Raw genomic sequence first — 19,891 nt, 5'->3', positions numbered from 1 at the left:
GTTCGGTGACGTGGTACGGGCGTACGTACGGCTCAGCCGCGCGGTGCCAGGGCGGGCGTACGGCCGACGCCGTGCCACCGCAGCCCGGCCCGCTCCAGCCGGACCGGGTCCAGGAGGTTGCGGAAGTCGTGGACGGTGGGGGTGGCGAGCCGCCCGGCGACGGCCTCCCAGTCGAGGTCCCGCAGCTGCGGCCACTCGGTGAGGACGACGCACGCGTCCGCACCGGCCGCCGCGTCCAGCGGGTCGTCGACGAGGGTGAGCAGATCGCTGAGGTCGGGGCGGGTGGTGCCCCGCAACGCGGGGTCGTAGGCCAGGAGTTCGGCGCCGCGCTCCTTGAGGAGCCGGGCGATGGCCAGGGCCGGTGAGTCGCGCAGGTCGGAGGTGCCCGCCTTGAAGGTCAGGCCGAGCAGCGTGAGCGTCACGCCGCGCAGCGAGCCGTCGCCGCTCCCGTGCTCGGCCGCGATGCGCTCGACCAGCCGGTACTGGTGCTCGACGTTGGTCTCGATGGTGGCCCGCAGCAGCGGGAAGTCCACCCCGGCCTGCTGGCAGATCGTCAGCAGGGCGTGGGTGTCCTTGGGCAGGCAGGAGCCGCCCCAGCCGGGGCCCGGCCGCAGGAATGCGGGGCCGATGCGGGGGTCGTGGCCGATGCCGTCGGTGACGTCGCCGATGTCGGCGCCGAAGTGCTCGCAGAGGGTGGCCAGGTTGTTGGCGAACGACAGCTTCATGGCGAGGAAGAAGTTGGCCGCGTACTTGGTCAGTTCGGCGCTGGCCGCGTCGGTCAGCACCACGGGCGCGTCGAGCGTGCCGTACAGGTCGGCCACGCGCTGCGCGGCCTCCTGGTCCGCCTCCTTCTCGGCGCCGATCACGATGCGGTCCGGGTGGAGGAAGTCGTGCACGGCCCGGCCCTCGCGGAGGAATTCCGGATTGCTCACCACCGTCACGTCCGGGCGGCCGAGCAGCTCCGCGACGCGCTGCGCGGTGCCGACGGGCACGGTGGACTTGTTGACGACCACGCTGCCCTCGGGCAGGACGGTCCGGATCTCCCCGGCCACCGTCTCGACGGCGGCCAGGTCGGCCGCGCCGCCCGCGCCCATGGGCGTGGGCAGGCAGAGGAACACCACCTCGGCGTCCGCCACGGCGGCCGCGGTGTCCTGCGTGAACTCCAGGTGGCCACTGGCCGCGGTGTCCCGGACGAGGTCCGGCAGGCCGGGTTCGAGGATGTCGACCTCCGCCCGCCGGAGCCGCTGGACCTTCTGGGAGTCGGCGTCCGCGCACACCACGTGGTGGCCGAGGGACGCCAGGCAGGCGCCGGTGGTCAGTCCGACATAGCCGGTTCCGATCACGGCGACACGTCGACCAGATACATCAGTCACAGATGATCTCCCCATAAGTCATCGATCGTTGACTTATCGATCATCGTGCATCGGCGATCAACGCGAAGTCAACAAGCGCTGACAACGATCGGTGACTTTGAGACAGTCAGCAGAGCCTGGAGGATGGGCGACCGGCGAACGGCCGTGCTGCGGCGTACTGCGCAAGGAGTTATCGGGTGAACGAACCAGCGAACGACGGGACTTCGAAGGCGTGTGCCGACCCCGCCGTCACGCCCGCGCGCAAGCGCAGCGCGGAGCGGACCCGCACCGCCCTGATGTCCGCCGCCGCCTTCCGTTTCGGCCGGTACGGCTACGACGGCACCAGCGTGCGCGACATCGCCGGGGACGTCGGCGTGGACGCCGCGCTCGTCTACCGGTACTTCGGCTCAAAGGAGGCGCTGTTCGAGACGGTATCCAGCAACTCCAAGGTGTTCGAGCCGCTGCTCGACGTGCCGCTGGACTGCGTCGCGGACTGGTTCAGCGCCCTGATCGCCGGGGAGCCCAAGGACGCCGACTTCCCCCACCCCGTGCTCACCGTGCTCCGCTCCTCCAGCCGCGACGAGGCCATCGGCCGGCTGCGCGGGGAGCTGACCGACCTGTTCACCAAGCGGTTCGCCGCCCGCCTGGACGGACCGCACGCCGAGGTGCGGGCCGAGCTGCTGGTGGCCTGGGTGCTCGGCACCAGCCTGATGCGCGGCACCATCCAGACCCCGGCGCTGGCCTCGGCGGAGAACCAGGAGGTGTTCGAGCAGTTCCTGCGGGCCGGGATCGACGTCCTGATCAGCCCGGAGGCCGCGAGCTTCAGCCGGGAAACCGCCGACCGGGACACCCCCGGCCGGAACAACCCCGGCCGGGAAGACCTCAGTCGAGAAGACCTCAGCCGAGAAAACGTCAGTCAAGAAGACCTCAGTCGAGAAGCTGACCGCGGCGGCTCAGCAGAAACCGCTTGAAGGCGGCCACCGGAGGCGTGTCCGGGTGGCCGTCCAGCCAGGCCACGCCGATCTCGCGGACCGCGCGCGGCGCCGTGACCGTCAGCTCCGCGACCCCCGGCCGGGGCACGGCGGGTGGCGGCAGCAGCGCCACGCCCAGCCCCGCGGCGACGAGACCGCGGATCGTCTCGGCCTCCTCCCCCTCGAACGCGATCTTCGGCGTGAAGCCCGCCTCCGCGCACAGGGTGTCGGTGATCCGGCGCAGCCCGTAGCCCGGCTCCAGGGTCACGAACAGCTCCGTCGCCGCCTCCACGAGCCGGACCCGGCGGCGGCCCGCCAGCCGGTGGTCGTCCGGCACCACCAGTCGCAGCCGCTGCTCGTCCAGGCGGCGGGCGACCAGGTCGGGGGCGTCGGGGACGGGCGAGGTCAGACACAGGTCGAGGCCCCCCGCCCGCATCCGCTCGATCATCGCCTCGCCGTAGTTCTGGACGAGCTGGAAGCGGACGCGGGGGTGGTCGACGCGGAAGGCGCGGATCAGGCCGGGTACGGTCTCCGAGCCCAGCGTGTGCAGAAAGCCGAACGCGATGCGGCCCGCCGCCGGGTCCGCGTCGGCCCGTACGGTCTCGGCGGCCCGGTCCACCTCGGCCAGCGCCCGTTCCACCGAGCGCAGGAACGTACGCCCCGCCGGGGTGAGCGCCACCGTACGGCCGCGGCGGGCGAACAGCGCCACACCCAGGTCCTCCTCCAGCCGCACCATCGCCCGGCTGAGCGTCGACTGGGGCACCTCCAGCTCCTGGGCGGCCCGGGTGACGTGCTCATGGCGGGCGACCGCGGCGAACTGGGCGAGGCGGGGCGTCAGGGCCGCCGCCCAGGACTCGGACTCGACCTCGACTGTCACCGGAATGTCTTTTTCGTTGCGGATGCGTGACATAAACGCCCCTGACCTCTACTCATGCTCTGACGCATCGATTATCGCGATTCCGTGCATTGGACGCATCAGTGCCCCGGTCCTTACGGTCGAACCATGCCTCCTGCTGATACCGGGGCGTCCACCCACAGCCGCGTGGACGCCTCCGCACCGCCCGTCTCCTCCGACTCCGAGCGCATGGCACCCGGCCGCCCCGGCTACATCCGGATGAGGCTCGCCCTCTTCACGGCCGGACTCGCCACCTTCGCCCTGCTCTACTCGACGCAGGCGCTGCTCCCCGCGATCTCCGACGATCTGCATGTGCAGGCCGACCAGGCCAGCTGGAGCGTGTCCGCGGCCACCCTCGCGCTGGCCCTGATGGTCGTCCCGCTGAGCGCCCTGTCCGAGCGGTTCGGCCGCCGCACGATGATGACCGTCTCGCTGACGATCGCGGTGGCGGTCGCGCTGGTCGTGCCGTACGCCCCCGACCTGGGCTGGCTGATCGCGCTGCGCGCGGTCCAGGGCGCCGCGATCGCCGGAATCCCGGCCTCCGCGATGGCGTACCTCTCCGAGGAGGTCGAACCGCGGGCGCTGGTCGGCGCGATCGGGCTGTTCGTGGCGGGCAACAGCGTGGGCGGCATGAGCGGCCGCCTCATCACCGGCTGGGTCGCCGACGGCTACGGCTGGCGGATGGGCCTCGCGGCGGTCGGCGCCATGGCGCTGGTGTGCGGGATCGCCTTCCGGCTGCTGATCCCCAAGGCCCGGAACTTCTCCCCCGCCAAGGTCAGCCCGCGGGACCTGGCCCGCACCGTGACCCGGCACCTGTCCGACCCGCTGCTCTGCCGCCTGTACGCCATCGGCGCGCTCTTCATGACCGTCTTCGGCGGCGTCTACACGGTGATCGGCTACCGCCTGGTGGGCGAGCCCTTCGGGCTCTCGCAGAGCATGATCGGCTCGATCTTCCTGATCTACCTGGTCGGCACGGTCTCCTCCGCCGCCACCGGCAAGCTCGTCGGCCGCCTCGGCCGCCGCGGCGCCCTGTACGTCGCGGTCTCCATGACCACCGCCGGGCTCCTGCTGAGCCTCGCCGACTCGCTGGCGTCCGTCCTGCTCGGCCTGGTCCTGATCACCGCGGGCTTCTTCGCGGGCCACGCCGCCGCCTCCTCGGCGGTCAGCCGCACCGCGAAGACGGGCCGCGCCCAGGCCGCCGCGCTCTACCAGACCGCGTACTACGTCGGCAGCAGCGCGGGCGGCACGCTCGGCGCCATGGCCTTCCACACGGGCGGCTGGACCGGCACCGTCGCCCTCGGCCTGCTGGCCGTCGTCGGCGCCACGGCCATCACCCTGTACGGGACCCGCAAGGCCCGGGTCGAGCGCCGCATGGCCCCCGCCCACGCCCACGCCTGACGCCACCACCCCCCATCCCGAAGGGGCCGCGCCCCGCCACTGTCCGGCGGTCGCGGCCCCTTCGCCCGTCGGACGACTCCTGTGATCGGGATACGCCACGGTCAGACTGGTAGCTGCCAGTTCGGCCCCTTCGGAGAGCCGATCCATACGGTTTGTTCGAAGGGGGTGGCGGTCATCCCGAACTCCGTCAGGTCCGGCGCCCCCGCGTCCCGCCACAGGAGAAGGGCCTGTTCCACTTGGTCCCAGAGCCGGAGCGGACCGTGCTGGCACACGGTCCATCCCTCGCCGTCGGGTTCGGTCCAAGCCTGCGAGCCGGTCGCCACGTCGCGGAGGATGATGCCGGAGCTGGTGGTCATCAGCTCGGCGGAGGGTGCCGCGAGCTGAGCGACGAACCGTCCCGCCCACTCCTCCAGGAGCCCGGGATCCAGGCGGGTACGACGGCTGTCGCCCTCCAGTCGGAAGAAGGACGGGGACGGGGGCCGCTCATGGGGACGGGCGAGCATATAGGTGATGGTGTCGCCGGTGAACCGGCCATGGGCGGTTCCCTCGTCGTCGAGCACGAGGCGGATCATCCCGGCTGCGAGCATCCAGCCGCAGATGGTGGTGGTGATCGATCCGCCGTCGTTCAGTTGCCAGAACCACGAGTGCGGGATGGACCGAACGGAGCAGGTGGCGATGATCGCGTCGTAGTCGGCGTGCTTCTTGCACCCTTGGAGACCGTCTCCGACCGCGAGCGTGGGCGCGCATCCGGCCTCGCTCAGATGCGCGGCGGCGCTTGCCGCGAGGACGGCGTCGTACTCGATGCTGACGACGTTCCCGGCTCCTAGCCGGTGGCACAACACCGCGGTGGAGTAGCCGGTCCCGGTGCCCACTTCGAGAACCTTCTGACCGGGACGAAGCTCCGCCACCTGGGCGGTGCGTACCACAAGGGAAGGGAGAGTCGCCGAGGACGTGGGGCTGCCGGCGACGGGGCCCGTGACGTCGGCGGCGTCCTTCTCCTCGACCTGGGTGACCCACGTCTGGTCGGAGTAGACCATCCGCAGCCACTCGTCCTCCCCGACCTCGGCTCGGTATACGGGTTCCCACCCGGTGCCGGTGGGGCGGAAGGCCGCGGTTCCGAGGAACAGCTCGCGAGGGACCGCGGCGACGGCATCGCGCCATCCGGAGTCGAGGGCCGGGTTGGCGGCGGTAACCTCCTCGGCAAGGGCCAGGCGGAGCGCAGCAGGGTCAGCGGGCACGGTGTTCTCCTGCGTGGTGGAGCTGGTCGGCGAGGGCGGTGACGATCTTGCTGGTGATCGGTTCAGGGAACCACGCGTATTGGCCGTTTGGATTGCACTCGTACAGCCAGATTCGGTCATCCCTGTCCACGCCGAAATCGAAGGCCCCGAAAACGAGACCGAAGGCGTCCAGGTACCGGCGCACGCTCTTGGCCAATTCCGGCGGCGTATCGATGAGCGAGTATGAGAGAGCGTCGTAGTGGCGTCGCCAGTCCAGGCCGGGCGAACCCTCGATCCGGACCGTGAAGACTTCCTCACCCACGGCGGTCACCCGTAGATCAGCGACGGATCGCACACGTTTCTGGAAGAGGTGCACGGTCTGGCCAACGCCGGCGTTCAGGTCGTCGGGATCGACTTCCTCGACCCATACGGTCAGTGCACGGCCGTCGACATTCTGGTAATCCGTGCTGCGCAGTGGCTTGTAAATGACGGGGCCATGGTCATGGGCGAACTCCCAGGCGGAAGTCTCGTCGTTCGTGAGAAGGGTCGGCGGGATGTCGAAGCCGCAACGCGCTGCGGTGGCAAGCTGTGCGGGCTTGTGCTCGGCGTCCCGATTCCGCCATGGGTGGTTCACGTAATACGGACCGGGGAGGGAAGCGAGGATCCCCCCGAGACCATAGCGAGCCTCTTCCCGGCACCAGCGGGCATCCTGCTCTTCCAACCCGGGCGGAGCCGCATAGGGGCGGTCGGCGCCAGTACACGGACCGAACCCGGTCGAGGTCGGTGACTCGGGTGCGCGTCCGAGCGTTTCCCCGCAACCCGTCATTGTCCAGGCGGGCGGTGAGGGAGATGTCCGTGGGGAAATCGCCTGGGTCCAGGCGTACCACGGGAACCCGGCGCCCGTTCAGTTCCTCGGTGACCACATCGGCGGTGACGTCATCCACCTGCGAGACAACGAGGACGGAGGCGGCCGGAGTCAATCCGTGTCGCCTTCCTGGTCACTGCCCTGGTCCGGGTTGCCGTCCAGACTCGTCTTGGTCTGGGTTTCCTTGCTCGTCTCGGACCTTTTGTGCTTGCCCCTGAAGGGCACGCCCAGACCGTCCGAGCCGATCCATCGACCGGTCTGGGTCCCCGGGTCGAGGACGACCTGCGCAGCGGGACAAACCGCTGCTTCGGGATAGGGCCTCATACGCGTCAGTCCCCACGGCACTGCTGCCACGCTTACTTCCATCTCCCCTTCTCCTAAGGTCGCTGCTGACCCTCGGCGCACAGTGTGTAGCCCAGCTCACATGCGCCGGTAGAGGGCATTCGGTCGGTCCACCGAGCTGTTGCGGACGGCCCGCTCGGCGCAATCCCCTCCGCAACCCGAGGGGGCGCGCCCGCCACTGACCGGCGGGCGCTGCGCCTTCCTCTACTCACTCGGGACGGCGGAGGTTCCCTGGGTCGGCCGTCCACTCCTGGCCGCCCTTCTCAGGGCGGAGAAACGCGACGAGCGGGCCCGGCATCCCGTGATCGAAGGCAAGCTCGTTGACGTGACAGATGGCCTGGAGCACGCCGACCCGCCCAGTGAGGTCGTCGTAAGCCTCCTGGCCCGGTCGCGGGCCTTCGTACGGCATCTGCTTGTTCACGCGGGCAGCCCCCAACGGGCCGTCATCACGGACGGCGCTACGTGGGCCGGGTGCTGACGGCGCAGCAGTTCGTAGTCGGCCGCCGCCCGGTAGTCCCCGGACAGCTTCGCCGCTTCCCGCAGCTCGGTGTACTTCCTGCACCCCGCGCAGGGCGGGGTTTCCTCCGTCACGCTCCGCTCCCCCGCCCCAGGTGCTTGTCGATCTTCTTTTTCAGGGCTTCCGCGCGCTGGTCCAACTCCTTCGGAGTGGGGCGCTCGGGCGGAGGCGGCGCGTCCGCGCTCACCGCGTCGCTTCCAGCGCTCGATGCTGCTCGTACCGGACGATGTAGAGCGGCACGGGCTCGGTGTCCCACGCGATGGGGAAGGGGTCGGCGACGGGGATGCGCGGGAGCGGGAGCGTGGGCGGGTCCACGGCGCAGACGGAAACCGGCAGACGAGGCGGGGCAGCCGGTGCCGGGGGGCGTTCCGGAGCACCGGCTGCCTCGTGGTGAGCCGGTGCGGGCAGCAACAGTCGCAGCCCCCACTCAAGAACCCGGGCGATAGCCTTCTTCACTGTTGACGCTCCACTCAAGCGTTGGCCATGCCCCCGGGCCGGTCGCACGGTCGCGGGGGCGCGTTCTCGCTCTAGGCAACCGCGCCACTACGCAGCGCGGTACCGTGAAAGCCGCGTCAGCTTTCAAAAGCATCAAATGCTCTGTGCGCGCGGGAGGGTGGGGCATGGGGAACCGGGTGCCGAACCAGGACCTTGAGCGGCTGTTCCGCGAGACCGGGTGGACGCTGCGCCAATTCGCCCAGGCGGTCAACCGCGTCGGCACGGAGCGCGGGACCCCGACGTCGTACACGCCCCAGACCGTTCACACATGGCTCAAGGGGCACGTTCCGAACGAGGAACGACGCACGCTGATCCTCGAAGCGCTGGCCCGCAGGCTCCATCGGCCGATCACTCACACGGACGCCGGATTCCCGTCGCTCGTACGGGAGTCGAACGGTCGCCCGAGTACCGTGGAAGGACTGGTCGACCTCGGGAGGCAGGACATGGATCCATCCCGTCGCAGTGTCCTCGGCGCGAGCCTTTTCTCCGTGGCGTTGACGGTGCCCGACTGGCCCGACGCGGTGGGTCGGCTGGAGAGCGTCCAGACCGGTAGAGCGCAACGCATCGGGATGGATGACGTCCGTACGGTCATCGCCATGACCGAGCGCATTTCAGAGCTGGACGACCAGTTCGGTGGCCGTCACGCGCGCCCCATGGCCGCCGCGTTCTTGGTGAATACCGTGGCGCCACATCTGAGGGCCGACGCAACGGAGCCGACCCGGAAAGCGATGATGTCGGCAGCGTCGGATCTTTGCTATCTCACGGGATACATGGCGGTCGACGAAGGGGCGCACGGGCTCGCGCAGCAGTACTACATGAAGGCTCTGGAACTGGCCGGAGCCTCGGAGGATCACCTGACCTACTGCACAACCCTGCGCGGCATGAGCGTGCAGGCCGTCGACCTGGGCCACGGGCAGCAAGCCATGCGCTTGGCCGACGCCGCCGCTGCGGCTTCCCCGCAGGCCGGGCCCCGGATGCGAGCCTTTCTCGCAGGGCAACAGGCGCATGCGGCGGCGCAGATCGGCGAGCGCGACAGGGCGCTTGCGCACCTCCGGGAAGCGGAAGTCGCCATGGACAAGGCCGAGTCCAGGGAGAAGGCGTTCGGTTCCTATGACCCGTCGTCGCTGAACTACCACACGAGTCAGGTGCGTTACGAATTGGGCGACGTGCGGGGCGCCGTTGAAGCAATGCAACGGTCGGACAACCTTCGCCATGACGTGTACCGACGCACCCGGGTCAAAGAACGGGCGCTACTCGCCGAGCGGCAATTCACCGTCGGCCACCTGGAAGCAGCCTGCGCCACTTGGCATCGGGCTCTGGACGATTACCCGTTGGTGCAATCGGGGCGCGCGGATCAGCGCATGACGGCCATGTTCGGCCTGATCCAACCCCACCTCAAGAACCCGGCCGCACGCGAACTGCACGAGCGCGCCCGCACGGTCGTCCCGGCCTCACTCCTCGGCTGATCGCCACGCCTCAGCGGCGCGCCTCCGGCAACGGGGCGGGGACCAGGGCGCCGAGGATCCAGGGGGCGTCACGCCGCCCGGTGGCGACGAGCACCGGGCGGTCGCCGTCCCGGCATTCGATGACGACGCAGTCGTACTTGTAGAGCGTGTACCAGCCGGCGGGGTCGTCGGGCCCCAGCCCCCGGACGCCCCGTACGGCCAGCGTCTCCGGAAGCGTCCTGCGGGCGAAGCGTCCCGTGGGGTCCGGGGTGGCCGCCGGCCGGCCGTCTCCCACCACCACGTGGTCGCAGCCGCCCCCGCTGTACGGGACGTCTCCGTGGACCGACGCGCGCACACACCGCAGCCCCGTGGCGGGAAGCGCGACGATGTCGCTGGTGTCCGCGGCGCGGTCGGTGCGCCGCCGCAGCCACCATGCGCACAGGGCGGCCAGGCCGACGGAAGGCGGAGTGCCTGCCGCCGTGATCAGGAAAGCGTCCCGTACCCCGCCGCCGACCATGCCGCCGAGGAAACCGGCACCGCCCAGGAAGGTGCTGCCCAGCACCCCCACGGTGAGCGGCCAGGGGGCGATGTGCGCCGGGAAGGGGCGGTAGCGGTGCGCCCAGGCGGCCAGGAGCATGGCGATCCCGAACGGCAGCGCCAGGAGGCCGAAGGCCACGGGAAGCCGCCAGTCGTCGGCGGGCGAGGCATGGGTGTCCTGGGCGGCGGCGCCGAATCTCACGGTGCGGATCTCACCCCGCCAGTACGTCAGCGTCACCTCGTCGCCTTCGCGCACGGAGTCGTACACCGGCTCCGACCCGGCCATGCGCACCCGCCGTACGACGTCCGAGCCCCGCTCGGTGACGAGGAGCCAGTAGCGGACGCTCTTGCCGCTGGGCTCGTCCTCCGTGCCCTTAACGCTCGCCGGGACCGTCACCGTGCACGAGTCCGCCCGCGTGCCGCCGGGACAGGCGGGCGCGGTGGCGTACGCGCGCTCGTCCGCCAGCGTGCCCGGCACGGTGGCGAACAGCCCGGCGGAGACCAGCACGCAGAGCAGGCCGAAGCCGGCGGGCAGCAGCCACTCCCACGCGCGTCGCGCTCTCGGCGCCCGGTCCGTCATCCCCGTTTCCCCTCCCGCCCCGGGCCGTTGGCCGGCCCCCTTGCCGGACATTACGCCGCCCCGGGTGGACCCGGAATATCCCGGACAGGCGACGTCGTGCCGGTCCGCTTCCTGAAGACCGCTTCAGGACTTCAGCCTGCCTTCAGGTTCGGTTCGGCAACGTAGTGGGCGTCGGAAGGGCGCGACAGGGCCCACCGGCGGAACGCGACCGCGACACGATCCGGAGGAACCGCCCTCATGAAGGCCACCACCAAGCGCACGCTCGCCCCCCGCGCCGTCGTCCTCGGCACGGCCGCCGCCATCGCCCTGATCGGCGGCACGGGTGCCGCGACCGCCTTCGCGGACGACGACGGCCCGGCGCCGAACTCTATGGCCAAGCTCTCCCAGACCCAGCGCCACCTGTACGGCACCGTGCAGGACCGCGCGCAGGTCAAGGCCGACAAGGTCAGCTACGACGAGGCCACGGCCGCCGCCCTGAAGGCCGTCCCCGGCACCGCGACCTCCGCCGAACTCGACCACGCCGACCGCAACGGCTCCCTCGTCTGGGAGGTCGACGTCTTCGGCAAGGACCACAAGAGCCACGACGTGACGATCGACGCGGGCAACGGCAAGGTCCTCAACCGGCACACCGACCGCGACGACGACGCCGCCGAGGCCAAGGCGCAGCTCAAGGCCGACAAGACCGGCTACGGCAAGGCCACCGACCAGGCCCTGAACGCCGTCCCCGGCACCGTCACGTCCTACGGCCTGGACGACAACGACCGCAACGGCTCCACCGTCTGGGAGATCGACGTCCTCGGCAAGGACCACAAGAGCCACGAGGTGACCGTCGACGCCGCCAACGGCAAGGTCCTCAACCAGCACGTCGACCAGGACGACGACCAGGACGACGACTGACCGGCTTCCCGAGCCCGAAGGGGCCGCGCCCGCCACTGTCCGGCGGGCGCGGCCCCTTCGCCCGTCGGGCTCCTGTCCGAAAACGCCTGCGGTCCTTACGGGATTTCGAACGCTGTTCATGATATTGGCGGTTGGTGCTAGCTTGCGCCCGTCGTGGACCGCTTCTACGAGGAGGATGTCCGGTGGAAGGTTGCAAGGTTGCGCGGCGCACGGTGTTGGCCGCGACGGCAGGGCTCGTGGTGGCCGGTTCCGGGGCGTTGGCCGGAACGGCCGAGGCGGCGACGGGATCGACGGCGAGCACGCTCGCCGACCCGCCGACCGGAACGGTCCGGGTGTTCTGGCTCAGGCCCAGGAACGTGACGTACGACCAGCGGTACCCCGATGGCATCAGCAACGTGCTGAAGGAGGCACAGCGCTACTACCGGCAGGAACTCGGCCGGACGTTCAAGCTGAACACCCCCGCGGTGGAGGTGGTGACCGGCGACCACGACCGGACCTGGTACGAGACCACGCCGAACGGCGGCGAGGAGTACTGGTGGGTGGTCTTCAACATGCAGCAGGAGCTGATGGCCAAGTTCCGGCTCAGCTCCCCGGACCCGCGCTGGCTGTGCGTCGGCGAGATCAGCGCCGAGGGCAAGGGCTCCGGCGGCGGCGGTGGCGCCGGCTGGGTCATCCTCAGCGGCCATGACGCCGATGGCGCCGCCGGGACCAACGGCGCCATGAACCGGTGGTACGGCGGCATGGTCCACGAACTGGGCCACGCCCTCGGTCTGCCCGACTCCACGTACACCGACGGCACCCCGATGTCGGCCTCGTTCTACGCGTACCCGGACTGCCACTTCAATCAGGCCCAGAAGAACGGCATCCTGAACGGCCCCTACGCCCGTTTCCTGTCCTGAGCCACCGGAGCCCGGGAGCGGACGGACAATGGCGGGCATGGTCGTCTTCCGCTGCCGCCGCTGTCACGGCGATGTCGCCGGACCCGTACGAGAGGTGCCGCTGCCCGACGCGGACAGCGCCCCGGCGCCGTACGAACTGCCGAAGGGCGAGGAGTGCCCGCCACGGATGCGTCCGGGCACCTTCGCCTACGACCCGCCCGAGGCCGGGGAGCGGGTCTTCCGGCCACGCGCCGCCGGGGCCGCCCTGGGCCTCCGGCGCGCGGGGCTGAGCGGCATCGTCCTGGCCCGGGCCGATGTGCACGGCACCGAGCCGACCTCGCTGCGCGGACGGCGGAACGGCTGCTGCGGCCTGGACGGCTGCGACGGTCCGAACCTGGTGTGCCGCCGGTGCGCGACCGAGGTGGCCACCGAGCGTTCGGACTGCTGGACCCCGCAGGAAGTCGTGCTCGTCCCCACCGCGGTAGAGGCCGTCGACAACGGCTAGAGATCTTCAAGCGAGGCTGGTTACGGCGTGGAGGACAGACCGGGCCCCGGAGGCGAGGATACGGCGCCGACCTCGTTCGTGACCCGCAGGAACTCCAGCTTTTCCGCATCGGCGGAACCCGCGGCCACCGTGTAGACGACAAGGCGGACGTCGCAGCCCGGGACGGTGAGCACGTCGCAGTCACAGGTCACCTCGCCGACCTGGGGGTGCACGACGACCTTTCGGGCCGAGACGTGCGGACCGACCGCACCCTCGTCCCACAGCCGGGCGAACTCCGCACTGGTGGACCGCAGTTCCGCGACAAGGTCGATCAGGCCACGGTCACGGGGGTAGCCGACGAGAGCTGTGCGCAGATCGGCGACGAGGGCGGTGGTCAGGGCGTCGTCCTCCTGGAGCACTGGCCAGGCCGCGAGCCCCCTGGGCCCGGGGGCGAAGACCGCCCGCACCAGGTTCCGCTCGACAGGTGTCCGTGCGCTGGGGTCACCCAGCAGCGCTGCCCATGCGGGAGTCCAGGACAGCAAGGTCCAGTCGGCGCTGAACACGCCCACGGGGAACTCCCCGAGGCGAGCCAGCATCCGCTGGACCCCCGCTGGAACATGCGTGGAGATCGTCCCCTCCTGCGGCGGGAGGAGGCCGGCCAGACGGTAGGCGTGATCGCGCTCCATGGGTTCCAGTTGCAGCGCCCTGGCCAGGCTCGCGACGACCTGCGCCGAAGGGCTCGTGGCGCGCCCCTGCTCCAGCCGCACCACATAGTCGACCGACAGCCCCGCGAGCTCGGCCAGCTCCTCGCGCCGCAGCCCCGCCGCACGCCGTCCGGGCCGCGAAGGCCGCCCGACGTCGATGGGAGAAAGCCGGTCGCGCCAGCGGCGCAATGCCGTGCCAAGGGTCTCGTCCACACAACCATTGTGTCCGCCGTGCAGCCGTTGTGCCTGGTACTGGCCGTCCTACCGTCGCAGAGGGCACTGGTTCTGCTTTCACCGATGGCCGAGGGTGGACACATGACCACCACATTCATCACAGGAGCCAACAAATCCCTCGGGTACGAGACCGCCCGCCGCCTGATCGAGGCCGGCCACACCGTCCTCGTCGGCGCACGCGATCCAGAGCGCGGCCAGGCGGCCGCCGACGCACTCGGTGCCCGTTTCGTCCAGATCGATGTGACGGATGACGCGTCGGTGGCCGCGGCCGCCGACGATATCGCGGCTCGCGAGGGCGGCATCGACGTCCTGATCAACAACGCCGGCGTCTTCGGGACGCACAGCCCCGCCGACCAGATCACGGCCGCTGACGCCGGCGCGGTGTTCGAGGTCAACGTCGTGGGGATCGTCCGGGTGACGCACGCGTTCCTGCCTCTGCTGCGCAGGTCCGCGAGCCCGGTGATCGTCAATGTGTCGAGCGGCATGGGGTCCTTCGCGGCCACCCACGACGCCGGGCGCGTCGAGGGCCGGGCCATCGCGCCGCTGTACACGGCGTCGAAGGCTGCCGTGACCATGCTGACCACGCAGTACGCGAAGTCCTGGCCGGACGTGAAGGTGAACGCGGCCGACCCGGGCTACACCGCGACCGACTTCAACGGGCACAGCGGTCCGCAGACAGTGACCGAGGGGACCGACGCGATCGTCGAACTCGCCACCATCGGGGCGGACGGACCGACCGGAACCTTCCGTGACCGCCACGGTGAGATGCCCTGGTGATCCACCGCTGACCGGGGCCACCGCCGGTTCGTCGCCCTCATGGGACCAGTGGAAGCCCGCGTACACCGGAGCCTGCCGGGGCGCACGTGGTGGGCGGCTCGCCTCGGCCACCCACCACGTAGGCGAAGGGGCCCGGCCTAGCGGTCCTTGGCCAGCGCGACCAACTCGGCGAAGAGGCCGCCCGCCTCGGCGAGTTCGTCGTACCGGCCCTGTTCGATGATGCGGCCGTTCCGCATGACGATGACCCGGTCCGCGAGCCGGGTGTTCTCCAGCTGGTGCGTCACCACGATCGTCATGCGCTCGGCGGCGATGCGCTTGACCTCCAGGAAGATCTGGTGCTCGCCGCGCGGGTCCATCTGGGAGGTCGGTTCGTCCAGGATCAGCAAGGGGGTCCGGCGGTAGAGGGCGCGGCCGCAGGCGAGCCGCTGCCACTGGCCTCCGGACAGCTCGGCGCCGCCGAAGAGTTCGCGGGCGAGCAGGGTGTCGAGCTGCCGGGGCAGCTTCTCGATCGCCTCGCGCATGCCGACGGCGTCGACGGCCTCCCATACCAGCTCGTCGTCGTAGGTCTTGGGCTGGCCGAGGGTGATGTTCTCGCGGGCGCGCAGGGGCCAGCAGGCGAAGTTCTGGGGGACGAGGGCGGTCCGCGCCCACACCGCGTCGGAGTCGGCCCGGGCCAGGTCGGTGCCGTCCCACAGGATCCGGCCCTGGTCGGGGAGGAGGATTCCGGTGAGGAGCTTGGTCAGGGTGGACTTGCCCGAGCCGTTCTCGCCCACGATGGCGAGGATCTCGCCGCGGCGCAGGGTGAGGGAGACGCCGTCGACGGCCGGTTCGGCCTTGCCCGGGTACCGGTAGACCACGTCGTCGAGGCGGATCTCGTCCACCCGCTCCGGAATGGTCAGCTCCCCGCGCTTCGGTGCGCGGTCGGCCGCCATGTCGAGGAACGACCGCATGTCGGCGAGGTAGAGCGAGGTGTGGAACATCGCGGCGCCGTGGATGACGAGTTGGGAGAGCGCGGCGAGCGTGGCCTGCACGGCGACGACCGCGGTGGCCGCGACGGGCAGCGCGACCCGGCCGGTGGTGGCCAGCCAGGCGAGGGCGGCCCAGGTGCCGAGGAGGAACAGGCCGCCGAGGGCGGAGGTCGCCAGGACGATGCGGAGCATGCGGGGCGCGGCGGTCAGGGTGCGCTGGTCGATGCGCTCGGACAGGGCGCGGTACCAGTAGACGAGATAGCCGGTCATGCCGTTGGCCCGCACCTCGTCGCCGTACCGGGAGTACGTGGCCCACCAGCGCATCATGCCGCGTACGTTGCGGTCGCCGATGTTGGCGTAGTGGGTCTCGTAGTCGACGCGGGCGGACAGCACGGCGCCGAGGCCCGCGGGCAGCACGGCGAGCAGGAGCAGCGGGAGCATCAGCCAGTGGAGGACGGTGATCACACCGCCGGCGGCGATCATACGGACCAGGGCGGCCATGAAGCGCTGCGCGTCCTGGACCATGAGCCGGGTGCGGGTGACGCCGACCTCGGCGGCCTCCTGGCGGTCGGTGAACCCCGGCTCCCCGTACGCGGACGCCTCGACCCGGCATACGGCGGACACGAGGGCGACGTCCGCCTCGGACATCAGGAGCGGGGTGATCCGCCCGTCGGCGTACGCGGACAGGGCACCGCTGACGCGGCCGGCGGCGGCGGCCACGGTCACCACGACGAGGGCGGGCAGGGCGGCGTGCAGACGTATCGACACGGTGCCCGCGCCGAGGATGTGCCCCATGGCCTTCGCGGTGAACCCGAGCACGCAGGCGGCCGCGGCGCCGGTGAGGATCTGGCAGGCGAGGAGCAGCACGACCGCGGAGCGGTCGACGGCCCAGGCCATGCGCGCGGTCTTCCTCAGCACGGAGGGGAGCCGCGAGCACATCGTGGCGAAACTCGCCTCTTCCAGCGGGTTCTTGCCGTGCTTCCCCTCGAAGCTGATGACCGCCGGGGGTGGAGGGGGTGGCGCTGCGGGGCGTTCGGTCGAGGTGTCGGTCACGGTCACCAGGAGCCCTCCTCGGGTCGCCGCCGCACCTGGATGGTCCGGCGATGCCAGGCTCAACGACACGGTGAGCGTTTCGAACGCGCTCGATTCCGGACGAAGAGACGGCCCGGGAATGCGGGGGCATCGAACGCGTGGTCGCCGTGGCGCACGGCCTCCTGTGCGGGCCGGGCTGGCCGAAACGCCGAGGGTTGTGACGGGTGTGGCGTACGGGTTCCGGCGGCGCGCCGCTGACCGGGGCGGCGCCCTCGTCCGGCCGCGCTGCGCGACGTGTTCAGCCCTCCGAGGGAGTGCCCCAGCCCGGTACCGGGTCACCGACATCGTGCGCGGCGAAGAAGGCCGCGACTTCGGCGGCTTCTTCCGGGTCCGGCTGATCGTTGGCGCACTCCGGGCCGGCCCAGGCACCGGACATCACCTTGGAGCAGACGCTGCCCGGTCCGAGATCGCCGAGCGACAGGACGTGCCCCAGTTCATGCACGGCGATACGGGACGGCTTGTACTTCCGGGCATCCCCGGTTTCGAGGTAGACCCAGCCCCTGCCCAGGCCGTTGAGGAAGGAGTGGGAAGCGGTGCCGTTCGCGGTCGTGTACTCCTTGACCCGTAAGGCCGCCGGGGTGTCCTGCTCGACGAACCGGATTCCGGGGACGGCCTTGTTCCATATGCTCATGGCGTCCCGGACCGGATCCGTATAGGAGCCGGCCAGGAGGAGATCGATCGGAATGACTTCCGGCTCGGGCTCCGCGGAATGCGCCGGAGCACCGGCCCCCACCACGACGGCACCGGCGCACACCGCGGTCGCCATCCGATTCATCGCCCGTCTCCGCACTGCCACGACCTCCATCACTCCTGTGGGTGTCCGGCAGGAATCTACTGGAGGCGTTCCGCCGCGGCGAGGGGGTGAGTCTGGGCGTCGGTGAAGGAGTACGGGGGCCAGGGGCCGAGGAAGCGGATGCGCAGGGCGGGGTGCTGGGTCCGCGCTTCGCTCAGCACCGTGCCGACGGTGTCGACGTCCTCCTGCCGGACGAGCAGGGCTGCGGACAGGACGTCCGTCTCGTCGGCGGCTCGGTGGGTGGGTCCGCGGTCGCGGAAGTCCTCGGCGACGGACAGCAGACGGTGCCGGATCTCGGCGTGCAGCGTGTCGGCGAGCTGCCCGGCCGCGTTCCGGGCGTCCTGCTCCCGCTGCTTGGCCAGGAGCCTGCGCATACCGGGTGACCGGTCGTCGGCGCCGTCGGTCCCCATTCACCCACACATCCGCTGGACGGCCTCGGCCCGTGCCCAGGGCCCCGTAGCAGCCCTTCAGTCCTTGCGGCCCGTCGCGGCGACCGTGACGCCGAGGCCGATCATCGTGAGGCCGCCGACGCCGCCGACCAGGGCGAGGCGTTGGGGCGAGCGGACGAACCAGCCGCGGGCGGTGGCGGCGGCCAGGCCCCAGACGCTGTCGGAGGCGAGGGCGATGGCGTTGAAGACCAGGCCGAGCAGCAGCATCTGCAGCGCGACGTGGCCCTGCCCGCGGTCGACGAACTGGGGGAGCACGGCGGCGAAGAAGACGATGGTCTTGGGGTTCGCCACGCCGACGGCGAACCCCTCCCCCAGGGTGCGCAGGCCGCCGCGGGCGGTGGCGCCGCCGCCGGTCAGGCCAGCGGGGAGGGAGCGGCGCCCGCGTATGGCCTTCGCGCCCAGGTACACCAGGTACGCGGCCCCCGCCAGCTTGAGCGTCGTGAAGACGAGCACCGAGCGCTCCACGAGCGTCCCGACCCCGAGCGCCACGGCCACGACGAGGGTGTGCGCACCGAGGGTGTTGCCGAGGACCGAGGTCAGGGCGGCGCGGCGGCCCTGCGCCAGCGCGCGGCCGATCACGAACAGCACGCTGGGGCCGGGGACGACGATCAGCAGGAACGACATCGCCGCGAAGGCGAGCAGGCGGTCGGTGGGCGGCATACGGGTCAGCGTATCCAGGGCGACCGCTCACCCTCATACGGTTTTCGTCAGGCGATGCGCTCCAGCACGATCGGGGTCGGAGCGAACGCCGTGTCCGCCGGGGCGTAGTCGGTGGCGCCCTCCAGGGCCTCCAGCGCGTACCCGAACGTCGAAGGGGTGTCCGTGTGGAGCGTCAGCAGCGGCTGTCCGGCGGTGACGCGGTCGCCCGGCTTGGCGTGGATCTCGATGCCCGCGCCCGCCTGGACCGGGTCCTCCTTGCGGGCGCGCCCGGCGCCCAGCCGCCAGGCGGCGACGCCCACCGCGTACGCGTCGAGGCGGGTGAGGACGCCGGTGGACTCCGCGGTGACGACGTGCTGTTCGCGGGCCACCGGCAACGACGCGTCGGGGTCGCCGCCCTGGGCGGTGATCATGGCTCGCCATACGTCCATGGCGGCGCCGTCGGCGAGGGCCTTGGCGGGGTCGGCGTCGGGGAGACCGGCCGCGTCGAGCATCTCGCGGGCCAGGGCGAGGGTGAGTTCGACGACGTCGGCGGGGCCGCCGCCCGCCAGCACCTCGACGGATTCGCGGACCTCGAGCGCGTTGCCCGCGGTCAGCCCGAGCGGGGTGGACATGTCGGTGAGCAGGGCTGAGGTGCGGACGCCGTGGTCGGTGCCGAGACCGACCATGGTGGTGGCCAGTTCGCGGGCGGCCTCGATGTCCTTCATGAAGGCTCCGGAGCCGACCTTGACGTCCAGCACCAGGGAGCCGGTGCCCTCGGCGATCTTCTTGGACATGATCGAGGAGGCGATGAGCGGAATCGACTCGACCGTGCCGGTGACGTCGCGCAGCGCGTAGAGCTTCTTGTCGGCGGGCGCGAGGCCGTCGCCCGCCGCGCAGATGACGGAGCCCACATCACGCAGTATGGACAGCATCTCGTCGTTGGACAGCGCGGCCCGCCAGCCGGGGATGGACTCCAGCTTGTCGAGGGTGCCGCCGGTGTGGCCGAGGCCCCGGCCCGAGAGCTGCGGTACGGCGGCCCCGCAGGCGGCGACCAGGGGCGCCAGCGGGAGGGTGATCTTGTCGCCGACGCCGCCGGTGGAGTGCTTGTCGGCGGTGGGGCGGGGCAGCGAGGAGAAGTCCATCCGCTCGCCGGAGGCGATCATCGCGGCGGTCCAGCGGGCGATCTCCGCGCGGTCCATGCCGTTGAGGAAGATCGCCATGGCGAGGGCGGACATCTGCTCGTGGGCGACCTCGCCGCGTGTGTAGGCGTCGATGATCCAGTCGATCTGGGCGTCGCTCAGGCGGCCGCCGTCGCGCTTGGCTCGGATGACGGAGATGGCGTCCATGTGCGGGAAGGGCCTT

At 71.0% G+C, this 19,891-nt stretch carries 22 protein-coding genes and 1 pseudogene; 7 read left to right on the top strand and 16 right to left on the bottom strand.

The features are described 5' to 3' along the window. Positions 1–32 precede the first annotated feature (32 nt). Positions 33–1,343 carry a nucleotide sugar dehydrogenase gene (locus ACFZCY_RS35285; RefSeq protein ID WP_391182870.1) on the bottom strand — a complete coding sequence of 437 codons (1,311 nt, stop codon included), beginning with the start codon at positions 1,341–1,343 and terminating at the stop codon, positions 33–35. Positions 1,344–1,549: 206 nt separating this feature from the next. Here ACFZCY_RS35285 and ACFZCY_RS35280 point away from each other — a divergent pair, with 206 nt between their 5' ends. Further along, positions 1,550–2,323, top strand: a complete 774-nt coding sequence (locus ACFZCY_RS35280) for a TetR family transcriptional regulator (RefSeq protein WP_391182731.1) — start codon at positions 1,550–1,552, stop codon at positions 2,321–2,323. Here the strand turns inward: ACFZCY_RS35280 and ACFZCY_RS35275 are convergent. Beyond that, a complete protein-coding gene (locus ACFZCY_RS35275) occupies positions 2,280–3,233 on the bottom strand; it encodes a LysR substrate-binding domain-containing protein (protein ID WP_391182728.1) in 954 nt (317 codons plus the stop codon). The two genes, ACFZCY_RS35280 and ACFZCY_RS35275, sit on opposite strands and share 44 nt — an antisense overlap. A 93-nt stretch (positions 3,234–3,326) precedes the next feature. On the opposite strand from ACFZCY_RS35275, the gene ACFZCY_RS35270 reads away from it, so the two are divergent. After that, the gene (locus tag ACFZCY_RS35270) at positions 3,327–4,616 is read left to right on the top strand and encodes an MFS transporter (RefSeq protein WP_391182725.1); all 1,290 of its coding nucleotides are present in this window, start codon (positions 3,327–3,329) and stop codon (positions 4,614–4,616) included. A 101-nt stretch (positions 4,617–4,717) separates the two neighbouring features. Here ACFZCY_RS35270 and tgmC read toward each other — a convergent pair whose 3' ends face one another. The 7 genes and pseudogenes from tgmC to ACFZCY_RS35235 form a co-directional block, all read right to left on the bottom strand. Further along, positions 4,718–5,854, bottom strand: a complete 1,137-nt coding sequence (gene tgmC, locus ACFZCY_RS35265) for an ATP-grasp peptide maturase system methyltransferase (protein ID WP_391182722.1) — start codon at positions 5,852–5,854, stop codon at positions 4,718–4,720. Further along, a complete protein-coding gene (locus tag ACFZCY_RS35260; RefSeq protein ID WP_391182878.1) occupies positions 5,844–6,554 on the bottom strand; it encodes an ATP-grasp ribosomal peptide maturase in 711 nt (236 codons plus the stop codon). The genes tgmC and ACFZCY_RS35260 overlap by 11 nt, the downstream gene beginning before the upstream one ends. Positions 6,555–6,639: 85 nt before the next feature. Continuing rightward, positions 6,640–6,756: pseudogene (locus tag ACFZCY_RS35255) on the bottom strand (ATP-grasp ribosomal peptide maturase); the annotation flags it as partial. A 53-nt stretch (positions 6,757–6,809) separates the two neighbouring features. After that, on the bottom strand, positions 6,810–7,064 hold the full coding sequence (gene tgmA / locus ACFZCY_RS35250; protein WP_391182719.1) for a putative ATP-grasp-modified RiPP: 255 nt from the start codon (positions 7,062–7,064) through the stop codon (positions 6,810–6,812). Positions 7,065–7,248: 184 nt separating this feature from the next. After that, the gene (locus ACFZCY_RS35245) at positions 7,249–7,461 is read right to left on the bottom strand and encodes a hypothetical protein (RefSeq protein WP_391182714.1); all 213 of its coding nucleotides are present in this window, start codon (positions 7,459–7,461) and stop codon (positions 7,249–7,251) included. Further along, the gene (locus tag ACFZCY_RS35240) at positions 7,458–7,631 is read right to left on the bottom strand and encodes a hypothetical protein (protein ID WP_391182711.1); all 174 of its coding nucleotides are present in this window, start codon (positions 7,629–7,631) and stop codon (positions 7,458–7,460) included. The genes ACFZCY_RS35245 and ACFZCY_RS35240 overlap by 4 nt, the downstream gene beginning before the upstream one ends. A 109-nt stretch (positions 7,632–7,740) precedes the next feature. Continuing rightward, on the bottom strand, positions 7,741–7,872 hold the full coding sequence (locus ACFZCY_RS35235) for a hypothetical protein (RefSeq protein ID WP_391182709.1): 132 nt from the start codon (positions 7,870–7,872) through the stop codon (positions 7,741–7,743). Between the two features lie 305 nt (positions 7,873–8,177). On the opposite strand from ACFZCY_RS35235, the gene ACFZCY_RS35230 reads away from it, so the two are divergent. Next, a complete protein-coding gene (locus ACFZCY_RS35230; RefSeq protein WP_391182706.1) occupies positions 8,178–9,518 on the top strand; it encodes a tetratricopeptide repeat protein in 1,341 nt (446 codons plus the stop codon). A gap of 10 nt (positions 9,519–9,528) precedes the next feature. Here ACFZCY_RS35230 and ACFZCY_RS35225 read toward each other — a convergent pair whose 3' ends face one another. Next, positions 9,529–10,614, bottom strand: a complete 1,086-nt coding sequence (locus ACFZCY_RS35225; RefSeq protein ID WP_391182703.1) for a hypothetical protein — start codon at positions 10,612–10,614, stop codon at positions 9,529–9,531. 237 nt (positions 10,615–10,851) lie between these two features. On the opposite strand from ACFZCY_RS35225, the gene ACFZCY_RS35220 reads away from it, so the two are divergent. From ACFZCY_RS35220 to ACFZCY_RS35210, 3 genes are all read left to right on the top strand, one after another. Further along, the gene (locus ACFZCY_RS35220; RefSeq protein WP_391182700.1) at positions 10,852–11,511 is read left to right on the top strand and encodes a PepSY domain-containing protein; all 660 of its coding nucleotides are present in this window, start codon (positions 10,852–10,854) and stop codon (positions 11,509–11,511) included. A gap of 182 nt (positions 11,512–11,693) precedes the next feature. Continuing rightward, the gene (locus tag ACFZCY_RS35215; RefSeq protein WP_391182698.1) at positions 11,694–12,410 is read left to right on the top strand and encodes a hypothetical protein; all 717 of its coding nucleotides are present in this window, start codon (positions 11,694–11,696) and stop codon (positions 12,408–12,410) included. A 37-nt stretch (positions 12,411–12,447) separates the two neighbouring features. Then, positions 12,448–12,894: a hypothetical protein gene (locus tag ACFZCY_RS35210; protein WP_391182695.1), complete on the top strand. Its 447-nt coding sequence runs from the start codon at positions 12,448–12,450 to the stop codon at positions 12,892–12,894. A gap of 20 nt (positions 12,895–12,914) precedes the next feature. Here ACFZCY_RS35210 and ACFZCY_RS35205 read toward each other — a convergent pair whose 3' ends face one another. Beyond that, positions 12,915–13,790: a helix-turn-helix domain-containing protein gene (locus ACFZCY_RS35205; RefSeq protein ID WP_391182692.1), complete on the bottom strand. Its 876-nt coding sequence runs from the start codon at positions 13,788–13,790 to the stop codon at positions 12,915–12,917. Positions 13,791–13,892: 102 nt separating this feature from the next. Here ACFZCY_RS35205 and ACFZCY_RS35200 point away from each other — a divergent pair, with 102 nt between their 5' ends. Beyond that, positions 13,893–14,588, top strand: a complete 696-nt coding sequence (locus tag ACFZCY_RS35200) for an SDR family NAD(P)-dependent oxidoreductase (protein WP_391182689.1) — start codon at positions 13,893–13,895, stop codon at positions 14,586–14,588. Positions 14,589–14,725: 137 nt separating this feature from the next. On the opposite strand, the gene ACFZCY_RS35195 is transcribed toward ACFZCY_RS35200, so the two are convergent. From ACFZCY_RS35195 to ACFZCY_RS35175, 5 genes are all read right to left on the bottom strand, one after another. Then, a complete protein-coding gene (locus ACFZCY_RS35195; protein WP_391182685.1) occupies positions 14,726–16,615 on the bottom strand; it encodes an ATP-binding cassette domain-containing protein in 1,890 nt (629 codons plus the stop codon). A 271-nt stretch (positions 16,616–16,886) separates the two neighbouring features. Next, positions 16,887–17,423: a snapalysin family zinc-dependent metalloprotease gene (locus ACFZCY_RS35190; protein WP_391182682.1), complete on the bottom strand. Its 537-nt coding sequence runs from the start codon at positions 17,421–17,423 to the stop codon at positions 16,887–16,889. A 56-nt stretch (positions 17,424–17,479) separates the two neighbouring features. After that, the gene (locus ACFZCY_RS35185) at positions 17,480–17,851 is read right to left on the bottom strand and encodes a GvpL/GvpF family gas vesicle protein (protein ID WP_391182679.1); all 372 of its coding nucleotides are present in this window, start codon (positions 17,849–17,851) and stop codon (positions 17,480–17,482) included. Between the two features lie 57 nt (positions 17,852–17,908). Further along, on the bottom strand, positions 17,909–18,550 hold the full coding sequence (locus tag ACFZCY_RS35180) for a LysE family transporter (protein WP_391182676.1): 642 nt from the start codon (positions 18,548–18,550) through the stop codon (positions 17,909–17,911). Positions 18,551–18,597: 47 nt separating this feature from the next. Continuing rightward, on the bottom strand, positions 18,598–19,875 hold the full coding sequence (locus ACFZCY_RS35175) for a thymidine phosphorylase (protein WP_391182673.1): 1,278 nt from the start codon (positions 19,873–19,875) through the stop codon (positions 18,598–18,600). Positions 19,876–19,891: the final 16 nt, after the last annotated feature.

The sequence above is a fragment of the Streptomyces sp. NPDC007983 genome (genome assembly GCF_042958345.1).
GTDB lineage: Bacteria > Actinomycetota > Actinomycetes > Streptomycetales > Streptomycetaceae > Streptomyces.
The sequence above is the reverse complement of the archived record's forward strand: the minus strand, read 5'-3'. Positions and strand labels throughout refer to the sequence as shown.